Annotated in this window: 15 protein-coding genes; 7 read left to right on the forward strand and 8 right to left on the reverse strand. The window is 32.2% G+C overall.

Annotated features, from left to right (window positions below):
- Positions 1 to 195 precede the first annotated feature (195 nt).
- From IEV15_RS05555 to rnr, 5 genes are all read right to left on the reverse strand, one after another.
- Complete coding sequence (locus IEV15_RS05555; protein WP_188361516.1) at positions 196 to 852, reverse strand: GldM family protein; 657 nt, start codon at positions 850 to 852, stop codon at positions 196 to 198.
- 3 nt (positions 853 to 855) lie between these two features.
- Complete coding sequence (locus IEV15_RS05560) at positions 856 to 1,539, reverse strand: LysE family translocator (protein WP_188361517.1); 684 nt, start codon at positions 1,537 to 1,539, stop codon at positions 856 to 858.
- Positions 1,540 to 1,624: 85 nt separating this feature from the next.
- On the reverse strand, positions 1,625 to 2,293 hold the full coding sequence (locus tag IEV15_RS05565; protein WP_188361518.1) for a head GIN domain-containing protein: 669 nt from the start codon (positions 2,291 to 2,293) through the stop codon (positions 1,625 to 1,627).
- Between the two features lie 100 nt (positions 2,294 to 2,393).
- On the reverse strand, positions 2,394 to 2,789 hold the full coding sequence (locus IEV15_RS05570) for an NTF2 fold immunity protein (protein ID WP_188361519.1): 396 nt from the start codon (positions 2,787 to 2,789) through the stop codon (positions 2,394 to 2,396).
- An 88-nt stretch (positions 2,790 to 2,877) separates the two neighbouring features.
- Positions 2,878 to 5,055 (reverse strand): ribonuclease R, encoded by a 2,178-nt coding sequence (gene rnr, locus IEV15_RS05575; protein ID WP_188361520.1) that lies wholly within the window; start codon positions 5,053 to 5,055, stop codon positions 2,878 to 2,880.
- Positions 5,056 to 5,164: 109 nt separating this feature from the next.
- Between rnr and IEV15_RS05580 the strand changes: the two genes are divergently transcribed.
- A complete protein-coding gene (locus tag IEV15_RS05580; RefSeq protein WP_188361521.1) occupies positions 5,165 to 5,401 on the forward strand; it encodes a putative signal transducing protein in 237 nt (78 codons plus the stop codon).
- Between the two features lie 695 nt (positions 5,402 to 6,096).
- Here IEV15_RS05580 and IEV15_RS05585 read toward each other — a convergent pair.
- Both IEV15_RS05585 and IEV15_RS05590 read right to left on the reverse strand, forming a co-directional pair.
- Positions 6,097 to 7,245 (reverse strand): lycopene cyclase family protein, encoded by a 1,149-nt coding sequence (locus IEV15_RS05585; protein ID WP_188361522.1) that lies wholly within the window; start codon positions 7,243 to 7,245, stop codon positions 6,097 to 6,099.
- A 72-nt stretch (positions 7,246 to 7,317) separates the two neighbouring features.
- Complete coding sequence (locus IEV15_RS05590) at positions 7,318 to 7,836, reverse strand: DUF1905 domain-containing protein (RefSeq protein ID WP_188361523.1); 519 nt, start codon at positions 7,834 to 7,836, stop codon at positions 7,318 to 7,320.
- Between the two features lie 57 nt (positions 7,837 to 7,893).
- Between IEV15_RS05590 and rpiB the strand changes: the two genes are divergently transcribed.
- Genes rpiB through IEV15_RS05610 form a run of 4 tightly spaced genes read left to right on the forward strand, consistent with a single transcriptional unit; the run spans position 7,894 to position 11,771 of the window.
- Complete coding sequence (gene rpiB, locus IEV15_RS05595; RefSeq protein WP_188361524.1) at positions 7,894 to 8,325, forward strand: ribose 5-phosphate isomerase B; 432 nt, start codon at positions 7,894 to 7,896, stop codon at positions 8,323 to 8,325.
- Between the two features lie 3 nt (positions 8,326 to 8,328).
- Positions 8,329 to 8,679, forward strand: coding sequence for a hypothetical protein (locus IEV15_RS05600; protein ID WP_188361525.1), 351 nt, complete (start codon positions 8,329 to 8,331; stop codon positions 8,677 to 8,679).
- 11 nt (positions 8,680 to 8,690) lie between these two features.
- Positions 8,691 to 9,596, forward strand: coding sequence for a cation diffusion facilitator family transporter (locus IEV15_RS05605; RefSeq protein ID WP_188361526.1), 906 nt, complete (start codon positions 8,691 to 8,693; stop codon positions 9,594 to 9,596).
- Between the two features lie 51 nt (positions 9,597 to 9,647).
- Positions 9,648 to 11,771, forward strand: coding sequence for a Tex family protein (locus IEV15_RS05610; RefSeq protein WP_188361527.1), 2,124 nt, complete (start codon positions 9,648 to 9,650; stop codon positions 11,769 to 11,771).
- Positions 11,772 to 12,170: 399 nt separating this feature from the next.
- Here IEV15_RS05610 and tatA read toward each other — a convergent pair whose 3' ends face one another.
- Positions 12,171 to 12,368 (reverse strand): twin-arginine translocase TatA/TatE family subunit, encoded by a 198-nt coding sequence (gene tatA / locus IEV15_RS05615; RefSeq protein WP_188361528.1) that lies wholly within the window; start codon positions 12,366 to 12,368, stop codon positions 12,171 to 12,173.
- A gap of 174 nt (positions 12,369 to 12,542) precedes the next feature.
- Here tatA and IEV15_RS05620 point away from each other — a divergent pair, with 174 nt between their 5' ends.
- Positions 12,543 to 13,412: a M23 family metallopeptidase gene (locus tag IEV15_RS05620; protein ID WP_188361529.1), complete on the forward strand. Its 870-nt coding sequence runs from the start codon at positions 12,543 to 12,545 to the stop codon at positions 13,410 to 13,412.
- 1 nt (position 13,413) lies between these two features.
- Entirely contained in the window at positions 13,414 to 14,934 is a 1,521-nt protein-coding gene (locus tag IEV15_RS05625) for a GH3 auxin-responsive promoter family protein (RefSeq protein ID WP_188361530.1), read from the forward strand.
- Positions 14,935 to 14,999: the final 65 nt, after the last annotated feature.

The following is a 14,999-nucleotide window of genomic DNA, read 5'->3' on the forward strand; positions in this document are numbered from 1 at the left end:
AGGACGATGCCTCTGAAACCTTCAAGGAAACTTGGAGGTTTTTTTTATTGAAAATTTTTAGAAAAAATTGATTAAAGATAACGCAAAACCGTCTACTCCGCTTCTCCCGATCGCCATCGGGAGGACGATGCCTCTGAGAGAGTTACTAAAAAATAGCTCTCTCTTTTTTTAATTTCTTAATAGTATCTAGATTTACTAATCCGTAATTATTAATAGAATTGGAGTTGGTGTAGGCCAAAAAGCAGGAATATCTGGATGTATTTTATATTTTACAGCTCCGATTGTAATTATTTCACCTTTTTTAAATTTCTTTATTTTTTTCAAAGTATTTTCATCAATGGTGTTTCCTTCTACTAAAATAGCTGGTTTTTTGGGATATTTAATTACAAATCTTGTAACTTCAAACTTATAATCAAATAGAAAATCTTCAAAGTGAACTGAAATTATTGCATTTTTTAGATTTGCCAAAGTAACGTTTACGTAGCAGCTATCGCAGTTCATTTTATTAATTTTAACTATAGGATACTGAATACTTTGTATTCTAAAAACATGTTCTTCAACCACTTTTGAATCATCTTCTAAAATAATTTCTAATGTTACAAACATTTCATTTCCTGATCCTGGAGCAATATAATATTTACCATCTTCTTCTTTTACACCTAATCCAGAAACGGTAAATGATTTTGCATTTGGTACAGCAATCGAAATTGGGTTTAGAATTCCACGATAAACAACATTCAATTTATCGACAGAAACGAGTCCTAATTTGGGTTTTGAGATTAATGTAGTATCATTTTGTGCAAATAAAAATTGACAAAAAATAAGACAACATATAATTTGAAAAGTTTTCATAACTTACTCCTTCATCATTACAAACTTATCCTTAATCATTTTTTTCTCTTCCGGAAAAAAGCCTTGAATGATTAAAAAGAACCCGAAAATCATTAGAATTACACTAATAACGCGTTTGATTTTATAAATGATATAGGGTGTTAAACGGTTTTTAAGTTGTTTAGCTAAGATGATTTTAACGACATCGGTAATCAAATAAGTAATGATAATTACCGTCATAAACAGAACAATTCGATCGGTTTCCATGTTCATTTGCGGACCAAACACGATGATGATACCCACCCAAAAACCCAACACACCAATGTTGATAAAATTGAGTAAAAATCCTTTGAAAAATAAGCCTAAATAATTGTTCTTAGGAATAGAATCGGCTAAAAATTCAGGGTTTAAATTTTTCTTTTTACCTCTTTTTTCTTTGATAAAAGAAATTATACCAAACGTAAACATGATTACACCTCCGAAAATAAATAAACTGGGATCATCTTTAAGGTTTTCCAACAACTGATTTGTACTGAAATAAGCAATGAGAATAAAAACAATATCACCAAAAACAACACCTAAATCAAACGTCATGGCGGCTTTAAATCCTTTAGTAATACTGGTTTCTATCAGTACAAAAAACACAGGACCAATGGTAAAAGCCAAAAGAATTCCCCACGGAATGGCAGCTAAAATATCGTTAAGCATTTAAAATTATTACAGGTTTCAAGTTTCAGGTTTCGAAACTTTCTAAATGCTAATTTAAAATTTAAAATTCAAATAGAAACAATTCTTATTTCATTTCTTTAATTGAACCACCTAAAACTGTTTTCTGATTGATTTGTTTTGGACTACCATAAATGTAAATATCTCCTCCCGCACGAACTTTTGCATCCACAAATTCAGTAGCAAATATATCAGCACTTCCTCCGGCGTTTAATGAGATGGTGGTTTGTTCAGACTCGAAATTTTTAGCTTGTAATTCAGCACCTGAAGACATAACCACTTCTTGATTAACAGTGGTTCCTGAAATTCTAATTTTTCCTCCTGAAGTAACTCTAACAGTAGCTTTTTTAACGTCTAAAGCAATTCTAATTTCTGCTCCTTCTTTGGCATTCAAATTAAAATTAATCGCTTTTATTGGTTTTTCAGAGTTGACATACGAACCTTCACTCGCTTCAACGCCTTCTAATTTTTTATAATAAACCGTCACTTCAATTTCTTCTCCTTTTAACAGTTTCGGAAAAGGCATGCGTATTTTTAAATCGCCGTTGCTATTCACCACTTCCACTTCGGAAGCTCTGTTTCCTTTGATTTCTACTTTATTTTCAGTAGATGGAATGAGCTGAGCTGAGATTCTGTCAAATATTTTTACTGTTGTAAAATCACCAGGATTTTTGGTTTCGGTTTGAGCAAAAAGGGGAGAGGTAGCTAATAGAAATAAAATGATTGCTTTTTTCATGGTTTAAAAGTTTGTGATTGATTCAATACGTCTTCAAAAATAATACCAAGGTAAAGACACGGATTACAAATGAACGTTACAGTTCACTTAGATTTCTTTGTTATTTTCCATGCTTTAATTTTAAGACTTTAGAATTGCGTGCATCTAAAATTATAAAAAATACACCCCCTTTTGTGTTTTTTGGTAAAGAACCTTCAATAACCCAATAATACTCTTTAACTTTTAAAATTTTATAAGGCTTTTGCTTTTCGATAGTCTTTTTTCCATACTTGTTAAAAAGTATTGCCTCTGCAACAGCTACTACCGTGGTACTATCTTTCAAAATTAATTCACTACCTATATTTAATTCGGGACTTTCTTGAAGAATTGTACTTATCTCAACATCTAAATACCTGTAATAAAGCATTTCACTTCTCATTGTATTTATGTCTTCTTGCTTTTTAGAAGCACATGAAAATAAAGATAAAAGTATAAATAACAGGAACAAATGTTTCATATTAAAAGACTTTTAAATTAAAATTAATACCTACAAGGTTTTTAAAACCTTGCAGGAAACTGATCACTAAAAACTGCCAACTGAACAACTACTCTTTCCTTCTAATAAAATGAAAATCCAATTGTTTTTTAACCAAATCGGCATTTTTTACTTTAACGTAAACTTCGTCACCTAATTGTATAATGTTTTTTGAAACTTCGCCTACTAACGCATATTGTTTTTCATCAAACACATAATAATCATCTTTAATTTCGCGGATTCGCACCATTCCTTCGCATTTATTTTCGATGATTTCTACATAAATTCCCCATTCGGTTACACCGGAAATTACACCTAAAAATTCCTGATCTTTATGATCTTGCATGTATTTCACTTGCATATATTTGATGCTGTCGCGTTCAGCTTTAGCAGCCAAATTTTCCATATCAGACGAATGAGCACTTTTTTCTTCATACAATTCAGCTGAAACCGATTTTCCTCCATCCAAATAATATTGCAACAAACGATGCACCATCACATCCGGATAACGACGAATGGGCGATGTAAAATGTGAGTAATAATCAAATGCTAATCCGTAATGCCCAATATTTTCGGTAGAATAAACTGCTTTACTCATACTTCGTATGGTTAACGTATCAACTAAATTTTGTTCTTTTTTTCCAACTACATCATTCAATAATGTATTCAATGATTTAGAAATATCTTGTTTAGATTTGAAATTAATTTTATAACCAAACTTCGAAATTACCGTTTGCAAATTGATCAATTTATCTTCATTGGGTTCATCGTGAATTCTGTAAACAAACGTTTTCTTTTGTTTTCCTATAAATTCTGCCACTTTTCTATTGGCCAACAACATAAATTCTTCAATTAAATGATTGGCATCTTTGGATATTTTAAAGAAAACACCAACCGGTTCTGCTTTTTCATTCAAATTGAATTTTACTTCCACTTTATCAAAAGAAATGGCTCCGTTTGCCATTCGTTTCTGACGAAGAATTTTAGCTAATTCATCTAATTTCAACGTAGCTTCAACAATATTTTTAGGCGTTTTATAATCATTTCCGGTTAATGAAATTTCGGATGGAATAATATCTTTTTTGGTTTCAATGATGTGCTGAGCTTCCTCATACGAAAAACGCTGATCAGAATAAATCACCGTTCTTCCAAACCATTGATTGAGTACTTCTGCTTTTGGAGAAACTTCAAAAACGGCTGAGAAGGTAAATTTATCCTCGTGTGGATTCAGAGAACACGCGTCGTTACTTAAAACCTCCGGAAGCATCGGAACAACACGATCAACTAAATAAACCGATGTGGCTCGTTTATACGCTTCATCATCCAAAATCGTTCCTTCTTGCAAATAGTGGGAAACATCAGCAATGTGAATGCCAATTTCATAATTTCCATTATCTAATTTTTCAAATGACAATGCATCATCAAAATCTTTCGCATCTTTTGGGTCAATCGTAAACGTTAATGCTTTTCGCATATCGCGACGTTTGGCAATTTCTTCCTCTGTAACAGAAGTATCAATTTTGTTGGCATACGCTTCCACTTCAATCGGAAAATCATACGGCAAACCATATTCGGCTAAAATCCCGTGAATTTCTGTATTGTGTTCGCCTGGTTTTCCTAATACTTTGATAACCGAACCAAATGGACTATCTGCTTTTGCAGGCCAATCTTCCATTTTTACTAAAACTACATCACCGTGTTCGGCATCGCCAATTTTATTTTTTGGAATGAAAATATCGGTGTACATTTTAGCATTCGCAGTTGTTACAAACGCAAAATTCTTTTGAATGTCAATCACACCGACAAACTCGGTTTTAGCTCGTTCTAAAATTTCTAAAACTTCAGCTTCGGGACGGCGAGAACTTCTTCGGTTATAGATATATGCTTTAACTTTATCATTATCTAATGCATGATTCAAATTGATGAACGGAATAAACACATCTTCTTCCAGTTCATCACAAATAAAATAACCTGTTTTTCGAGAAGTCATATCGATGGTTCCTTCGTAATATTCGGCTTTGGAAACCATTTGGTATTTGCCAACTTCTACTTCGTGAATTTTATCTTGAGACTTTAAAATTTTTAAATCTCTTATAATTTCGTTTCTGCTTTTGGTATCATCTAATTCTAAAATAGCAGCTATTTGTTTGTAATTGAATGATTTGTTGGTTTCTTTTGACAGAATTTTAAATATCTGTGCGGTAAAATCTTTAGTTTTTTTACCTAATTTTCTGGGTTTCTTACTCATAATTCTTTTCTAATAAAGGTGAAAATTACGAATAAGATAGCAGAAAATGGAATTTGAAATACAGATTTATTGAAAATATAACTTTTGTATCTTTATGCAAATTTGAAAAATGAAAGACTTTGTGACCGTTGCAGTTTTTAATTTACCCACAGAAATTGCGGTTTTAAAAACTATTTTAGAAAACGAAGGTATTCACTACTTTTTTGAAAATGAAACTATTGTTTCAATAGATCCTTTTGCGAGTATTGCTTATGGCGGTATAAAATTGAAAGTGCATCAAAATGATGTGGAAGAGGTGAGAGAAATATTGGATAATTTAGATAGTCATTTGCGGATTGTAGAATAGTTATTTCTCACAGAAAGCACGGAAAACAAAGAAATATCCTTTCTAAATTCTAATATCTGAAATCTAAATTTTAAAAAGAACACTGATCTATAAAATTTAAGAAATCTAAAAAACCTTTTACCAATTACCCTTCACCCATTACCTCAAAATTCAAATAGTTTTCAACATTTATTAAATACAACAAAAAGAAAAATTAAATTAATTTAAAATTTATGATGGTTATTATAGTGTGTTCATTTGTACAATAACTTTATTAGATAAACTTGATTTTAAAAGTTGTCGTAAGTTATACAGACTTGTTAACAAGGTTACAAAAAGATAAAATCCTCAAAATGAAGAAATTTTTAGTTTTTATTAACAGTTGTTAACATCCAGTTTTTGATATAAAATATTAATAAGTTTGTTGTGAAAAACTGTTGAAAACAGAGTTTAAAAAGTTGATAATTTAAATGTAAAAAATCAAAACAAAAGTTGATTAATTCATTTCAATTTTTGATTAGAAAAAATTTCCATACTTCTTTAAAATACTTCTAAAATTCTATCTTAATTTATCAACAACCTATGTTAATTTAATGTTACCTCATTATCAAGCGATTATGAAATACTGTTAACAATGGAAAGATTTAAGGTTTAAAAAAGTTGTCTGTTATCGGTTATCCGTTGTCTGTCAACCGATAACAGACAAGGGACAACGGTTACACCAATTTCCACAAAGCCCGAAAAGTAGCCTTAATAAATAACCATTTTGGTAACGTTAACATTACTTTTAAATCAGAGGAAATAGTTCCTTCTTCATTTAAAAATTTGAAGATATTTTGAATGGAATTTTTTTGAAAAAGTGTACCAAAAAGTTGAGCTCCCAATTCATTGTTTTGATGTAAAACTTCCAGTAGAATTAAATCATACAACGAATAGCGGTTTTTTTGTTGAAATTTTGTTAGGTTTTGATTGCTTTTTAGAAACTTCACCAATTTTTCCGATTGTTTTTTACTGTTGAAAAATGTAAAACCAGTGCTGGCTTTTGTCCAACCACCGGCCGTTCCTATGAATAAAACGCGTTCCGAATTTTGTTTGTGAAACGGAAAACAAGTCATCGGAATGTTTCCGGTTTCTTTTTCTACAATTTCATAATCTGTTAGTCCTATATTTTGAAGATAGTTTTGAATTGCTTTTTCATATTCCGATTTTTCTAATAAATCTTCAGAAAATAACGTATATTCAAACAAAGCTTCGGTTTTAGATGTTGGCAAAATATACATAAAACGAGTATTTCCATCTTGTTCAATCGTAAAATCCATGAATTTAACTTCTGAATCATCAAAAATTGCTTCTTTAGTTTTGATGAACCAACCAATGAAATGTTGTTTTAAATAGGGATAGTTAGTTTGATTGAGAATTGGATTGACATCGAAAAAACTACTCAATAAAAAATTTGAAGTATAAGTTTGATTCTTTCCATTAACTTCAACCGAATTTTCAATCGTTTTCCAACTTAAAATTTCATCATTTATAAAAGTAAAATTAGATTTGGATGAAATGGAATCAAATATCAATTTGTAAAAATCACTACTTCTAATCATTTTATACAAATACGGATGCATTTCAAATGATTGTTGAAAATCCTGATTTCCTATAAATGCTTTTTCCCAGGTTTTAGATAGGATGGAATCGAATTCGCCATTTGGTTCTTCCCAAAAACACCATGTTCGATCGTTTTGGTTTTTGATTTCTTTGTCGATGATTAAAATCGATTTATCATCAAACCACGGATCATTCGCTATCCGATAAGCGGTTAGCAAACCGGATAATCCGGAACCTAGGATGATGTAATCGTATTTTTTCATTTAATTTTTGTTTGCCACGAATTCACGAATTATTTCTTCTAATTTGTAGAATTCGTGAATTCGTGGCCACTATTAAAATTTATTCTTAAAATTCTTAAAATCCTCATTCAACCCTTTAAAATCCAAAACACCTTTTCGGTTTTTCAAATGCTCTAGAATAACGAATGATTTTTCAATCCGCAGTTGCGAACTTTTGTATTTATTAATCACGTGAATCAACGTTCGTTGTTTTCCGGGTGTGAGCTGATGAAACAAATCGCTCCCATCTGGGTCACTGAAAAAAACTTCTTCCATTTCTTCAGAAAGTGGCATACCGTATTTGCTTTCGTCTTTCACTAGTTCCACTTTTACATCATCATTCAAATGTAAATTCAGCTTTTTTGAAATTTCTCTATTCAATAAAATGTAATGAAAAGTCACTTTTGGCAACATCGCACAATGAAAAGAAAAATCACCATTTAAAGTGCAAATCACGCGTTTATCTTTAGCTTCTTTGAGTAATTTTTCAAAAACAGCGGGTGGAATCGGGATGTGTAATTCCCAATACAACGCATTATCATCAAACGAAGAAACCTGACCGTTAAATTTCATTCTAACCTGATTGAAAATGATTATTTTTGTAAAGATAAAAATAACAACACAACTAAAATGAAAATCTCAATTGGAAACGATCACGCTGGCCCGGATTATAAAAAAGCCATCGTTGATTTTTTAGAAAAACAAGGTCACGAAGTCATTAATCACGGAACCAACTCAACAGATAGTGTTGATTATCCCGATTTTGGTCATCCTGTTGCGACAGATGTTGAGACCGGAAAAGCCGATTTAGGTATCGTAATTTGCGGCAGCGGAAATGGCATCGCAATGACCGTCAACAAACACCAAGGAATCAGAGCTGCTTTGTGTTGGACAAAAGAAATTGCGGCTTTGGCCAAACAACATAACGATGCGAATATCATTAGTATTCCAGCACGATTTACTTCGATTCCGCAAGCGGTGGAAATGGTTGATACTTTCTTGAAAACTGATTTTGAAGGCGGAAGACATCAGAATCGAGTGAATAAAATTGCTTGTCAATAAAACATGAATAATCTCGAAAAATTATCAGATAATCAATTGATTAATTTATTTAATGGAGGTAATATTGATACTGATTTAAAAAATAAATTGATTAATGAAATTGATAGAAGAGATTTAGAGAAAATTAAAAATAAGAAAGAATCAATTTCAAAATTTCAAAAAGTATTTGTCTTTTTTACAAGTATTTTTTTGTTTAAATATCATATTAAAATTGCAAATGGTTTTTTGATGAATGGAAATAAAAAACTTTATAATGAATATTGGAGATGGTATTCGTTTGGAGTAGGTTTTAAATTTATTTTATTACTTCTTATAGCAAAGTATTTATTAAAGCCAAAAATATTAATGTTTTAAAAAAAGACTAAATGTCCACCAACCCAAAAATCCATAAGCACAACGTAACCGGAAAAAATCTGATTTTATCGATTTTACTCAATACGTTGATTACGATTGCTCAAGTGATTGGTGGAATTATTTCGGGTAGTTTGGCTTTAATTTCGGATGCGTTGCACAATTTTTCGGATGTGCTTTCGCTGATTTTTAGTTTGGTAGCTCACAAATTATCCCGACGAAAAGCTTCTATCAGTCACACATTTGGTTACAAAAGAGCGGAATTAATTGCGGCTTTTATCAATGCCTCAACGTTGATAGTTGTGGCGTTTATATTGATTTATCATGCAATAATTAAATTAGCACATCCCGAACCAATTGAATCCAATTTAGTGATTTGGTTGGCACTTTTAGGAATTGCCGTCAATGGATTTTCGGTTTTATTACTTCGTAAAGATGCCGCTCATAATTTGAATATGAAGTCGGCTTATTTGCATTTATTCACTGATATGATGGCGTCTGTAGCGGTTTTAACCGGTGGATTGTTGATGAAATTCTATCAAATTTATTGGGTGGATAGCGTGATGACCTTACTGATTGCTGTTTACTTAATCATAGTTGGAACAGATTTATTTATAAAATCTACCAAAATGTTGATGTTGTTTACGCCGGACAACATTGATATCAAAGATATTGTTCGCGAAGTACATCAAATCAAAGGAGTTGGAAAATTACATCACATTCATGTGTGGCATTTGAATGAAGAAGAATTGCATTTAGAAGCTCATCTCGACTGTGCAGCCGACATTAAAATGAGTGAATTCAACGATTTATTGCATGAAATTGAAGAAGTGCTTTATGAAAAATTCAACATCAATCACGTGAATATTCAACCGGAATTTCAGAAGGTTGATCCGAAGGATTTTATTGTGCAGGATTGATGCTCTTATAAATGAACGAATTTACATTTTTTATCACTATAAATAGTTACAATGAATCAAACCCAATATATTCAATCCGCCACACAACTTCCGGTTAAAGGAATTGAAAATACGTTACAACTTCTTTCCGAAGATTGCACCATTCCCTTCATTTCTCGTTATCGGAAAGATCAAACCGGTAATTTAGATGAAGTGCAAATTGAGCAAATTTTTAAACTTAACAAGCAATTTGAAGAAATCCTTAAGCGAAAAGAATCCATTTTAAAAGCAATTGAAGAGCAAGGACAACTTTCTCCGGAGTTAAAATTGAAAATTGAAAATTCTTTCGATTTACAAGAAATTGAAGATTTCTACTTACCCTACAAAAAGAAGAAAAAAACCAAAGCTGATGCAGCACGTGAAAAAGGATTGGAACCCTTAGCCAAAATCATTATGGCACAAAACAGCGATGATATAGAATTTGTAGCTTCCAGATATTTGAATGAGCAAGTAGCCAATGAAGATGAAGCGTTACAAGGAGCGAGAGACATTATTGCCGAATGGATCAATGAAAATAGCTTTATTCGAAAAAATCTACGACGTTTATTTCAACGAAAAGCCGTTGTTTCAACGAAAGTGGTGAAATCAAAAAAAGACGATGAAAACGCTCAAAAATTCAATCAGTATTTTGATTGGGCAGAACCACTTTCAAAAACGCCTTCGCATCGATTATTGGCTATGTTGCGTGCAGAAGCTGAAGGTTTTGTAAAAATGAACGTAGAAATCGAACCTGAAGAAGCATTGGAATTCATCGAAAATAATACCATTAAAAACAATAAAGAAACCGCACATCAACTTAAATTAGCCATAAAAGACAGCTATAAACGCTTGTTAGAACCAGCCATTTCCAACGAAACGCTACAAGAATTTAAAACCAAAGCGGATGCAAAAGCCATTGAAGTTTTTGCTCAAAATTTAAGTCAGTTATTGCTTGCTCCGCCTTTGGGTGAAAAGCGAATTTTGGCTATCGATCCAGGTTATCGTTCGGGTTGTAAAGTGGTTTGTTTGGATGAAAAAGGTGATTTGTTATACAATGAAACCATTTATCCACATCCGCCTCAGAATGAAAATGCAATGGCTATGAAAAAAATTCGTTCGATGGTCAATGCTTATAACATTGAAGCAATTTCAATCGGAAACGGAACTGCCAGCCGTGAAACGGAATTTTTCATCAAAAAAATTGCTTTTGACAAACCGATTCAAGTGTTTGTAGTTTCTGAAGCCGGAGCATCGGTTTATTCAGCATCTAAAATTGCACGCGATGAATTTCCAAATTATGATGTAACCGTTCGTGGATCCGTTTCTATTGGAAGAAGACTTTCAGATCCGTTAGCAGAATTGGTAAAAATTGATGCCAAATCAATCGGAGTGGGGCAATACCAACACGATGTAGATCAAGCAAAATTAAAAGAAGAATTAGATACTGTAGTGGTTCGATGCGTAAATTCGGTTGGGGTAAATTTGAACACCGCCAGTAAATCATTGTTAAGTTATGTTTCCGGAATTGGCGAAAAAATGGCTGAAAACATCGTAAATTTTCGTTCGGAAAATGGTCCGTTTGAAGATCGAAAGCAATTGAAAAAAGTGCCACGATTAGGCGAAAAAGCGTATCAGCAAGCAGCAGCTTTTATTCGTATTCAAAACGGGAAAAACCCATTGGATAATTCGGCAGTACATCCTGAGGCTTATTCAATTGTGGAAAAAATGGCGAAAGATTTGAAAATTTCATTAACTGATTTAATAGGAAATAAAGAAAAAATTTCCTTAATCAAACCCGAAAATTATACCAACCAAACCATTGGAATTTTAGGAATAAAAGACATCTTAAAAGAACTCGAAAAACCCGGATTAGATCCGAGAAAATCGGCAAAGGTTTTTGAATTTGACCCGAATGTGAAGAAAATGTCTGATTTACGAACCGGAATGATTTTACCCGGAATTATCAATAACATTACTGCTTTTGGATGCTTTGTAGATATCGGATTAAAGGAAAGCGGTTTGGTTCATATTTCACAACTCAAAGCTGGATTTGTTTCGGATGTAAATGAAGTGGTGAAACTACATCAACATGTGCAAGTCAAAGTGGTTGAGGTGGATGATGTGAGGAAACGGATTCAGTTGACGATGGTGTTGTGAAAAGTGTGTAAAAACTATACATCATACTCAAATAATTATACAATTTACACACTTTTATATATAACAACTTCATTTTTAAACGCCATTGGAAATCATAGCATTTTATTTTAAAACATTGATAATCAATAAAATGATTATATAATAAAATGAGTTTACAGAAATTAAGAGTTTTTACTTTTACTAAGGCATTTTTATTGTATTATAGTAATTAGTTAAATTTTAAGTATAAGGTTTAAGGGTTAGAAAAACCAAAAACTTAAAAATAACAACCTACATATATTTTCTTTTAAGCCTCCGAAAATTAATTTTCGGAGGCTTTTCTTTTACATTAAAAAACTCCAAGTTTCACAAGTTTATTGAGTGAAATTTGGAGTTTTTAGTGATGGAATACTTTTAAAGTTATTCCTTTTTATCGTCTTCTTTTTTGTCAGCTGGTTGGTCTTCTTTAGCGGCATTTTTAAATTCCTTGATACCACTTCCTAAACCTTTCATCAATTCCGGAATTTTTTTACCTCCAAAAAGCAATAAAACCACAAGTATAATCAAACCTATTTGCCAAGGTCCAATAAATCCTAAAAAGGGAGCTAAATTGTTCATGTTTTCAACTAATTATTAAGAGGCAAAGGTAATAATAAAAATACTTTTAAATTCTGCTTAAGATAATTATTATTCTAATCAAACGTTAAAGTCATCAAAAAATAATTAAAAACAGATTCTCTCTAAAGTTTAAAGGAAACTGAATTTAGTATATTTGTGACACAAAAGTTGCACATGTTGGGAAAAAAACTAAAAAGACAAAAACTAAAAAACAGACTTTTCAATAAAAGAAGGTTGGTTATTCTCAACGAAGATACGTTTGAGGAGATATTTTCATTGAAATTAAACCTGATGAATGTTTTTGTGGTATTGACTATATCCTCAATTCTTTTAATTGCAATAACCACCTATATCATTGCTTTTACACCTTTAAGAGAATACATTCCGGGTTATACTTCCGGCAAATTAAAAAGAGAAGCTACATTACTTTCTGTTAAATCGGATTCTTTAGAAATTGAAGTTAAAAAGAACGAAGCCTATATTCAGTCCATTCGTAAAATATTGACAGGTGATTTGGAATATGCAAAATTCAATAAAGATTCGGTTTTAAATGCAGAAGTTCAAGACCCTTCAAAATATCAATTGAATCCATCAAAAGAAGAGTTGCAATTGCGAGAGCAAGTTGCTCAAGAAGACAAGTACAATCTTTTTGAAAAGGCCAAATCAAATATGAGTTTGGTTTTGTTTCCACCAGCAAAAGGTCATGTTACAGATAAATACAATGCACAAAACAAACATTTTGCTGTAGATATTGCTTTGGCAAAAGACACGCCAATCAAAGCTGTCGCAAATGGAACAGTAATTTTTTCAGATTGGACACCAACAACCGGAAACGTAATCATAATAAACCATAAAGATGGAATTCTGTCGGTTTACAAACACGCAGCCACTTTGACCAAAACACAAGGAAACGTAGTAAGAACCGGTGAAGTAATTGCTTTGGCAGGTTCAACAGGAAAAGAATCAACAGGAATTCATTTGCATTTTGAGTTATGGAAAGATGGTTATCCAATTGATCCTTCACAATTTATTGATTTTGAATAATATGCGAATTAAAGTTTTAGCCGCTAAACTTTTAGCAAAAAAAGTACATAAAGACACACTCAAGTGGACTTCCAATCCGGTTGCAACACAACAAAATGTTTTAAAAAAGCTTATTGAAGCTGCAAGTTATACCAAGTTTGGAGTAGATCATTCTTTTTCAAAAATTAAATCAGCTGAGGATTTTTCAAAACAAGTTCCGGTTCGAGATTACGAAGCATTAAAACCCTATGTTGATTTGGTTATTGAAGGTAAAAAAGACATTCTTTGGAAAGGGAAACCGGTGTATTTTGCCAAAACATCGGGCACGACTTCAGGAGCAAAATATATTCCGTTAACCAGAGAGTCTATTCCGTTTCATGTTCAAGCGGCAAGAAACGCTCTTTTGAGTTATATATATGAAACCGGTAATGCGGATTTTGTAAAAGGGAAAATGATTTTCCTGCAAGGAAGTCCTATTTTAGAAGAAAAAAACGGCATTAAATTGGGCAGACTTTCAGGAATTGTAGCCCATTATGTTCCAAAATATTTATCAAAAAACAGAATGCCATCATGGGAAACCAATTGTATTGAAGATTGGGAAACCAAAGTTAACGCCATTGTTGATGAAACGTTTAATGAAAACATGACCCTAATTTCCGGAATTCCGGCTTGGGTACAAATGTATTTTGAAAAGTTGCAACAAAAAACCGGACAAACGGTTGGCGAACTTTTTAAAAACTTCAGTTTGTATGTTTACGGCGGAGTAAATTTTGAACCTTATAGGGCCAAATTCGAAAACTTAATAGGAAGAAAAGTAGCTGCTATAGAATTATTTCCTGCGTCTGAAGGTTTTTTTGCTTATCAAGATTCGCAGAATGAAAAAGGCATGTTGTTGTTGTTAAATCATGGTATTTTTTATGAATTTATAAAAGCAGACGAATTTTTTACCAATCCCGAAGGTTCGGGACCTAAACGATATACCATTGGCGAAGTTGAGTTAGGCGTGAATTATGCTCTAATCATTTCAACCAATGCAGGACTTTGGGCTTATAATATTGGTGACACAGTTCAGTTTACTTCACTCAAACCCCACCGTGTGATTGTATCCGGTAGAATCAAGCATTTTATTTCCGCTTTTGGCGAACATGTAATTGGGAAAGAAGTAGAACATGCTTTGAAAGAAGCCATGGAAAATTCAACAATAAGAATCAACGAGTTTACAGTTGCTCCACAAATTACACCCGAAACCGGGTTGCCTTATCACGAATGGCTTATTGAGTTTGATCATGAAGCTTCGAGTGAGCCGGATAATTTAGAGGCTTTTGCTTTAAAAATTGATGACGCCATGCGAAAACAAAATAGCTATTATGACGATTTGATTGTAGGCAAAGTATTGCGAACTTTGGTTATCACAAAAGTGGAACAAAATGGTTTTCAAAATTATATGAAATCAATAGGAAAACTTGGAGGACAAAACAAATTGCCTCGTTTGAGTAACGATAGAGCTATTGCCGATATTTTGGTAAAAAACAATAAAAAATAGCAACTAAAAATAAAAACCTAAATTTGCACTAGAAACCAAATGTAAAATGGTTTAAAAATCAATAA

The organism is Flavobacterium orientale (assembly GCF_014638005.1).
In the GTDB taxonomy this organism is placed as follows: Bacteria; Bacteroidota; Bacteroidia; order Flavobacteriales; family Flavobacteriaceae; genus Flavobacterium; species Flavobacterium orientale.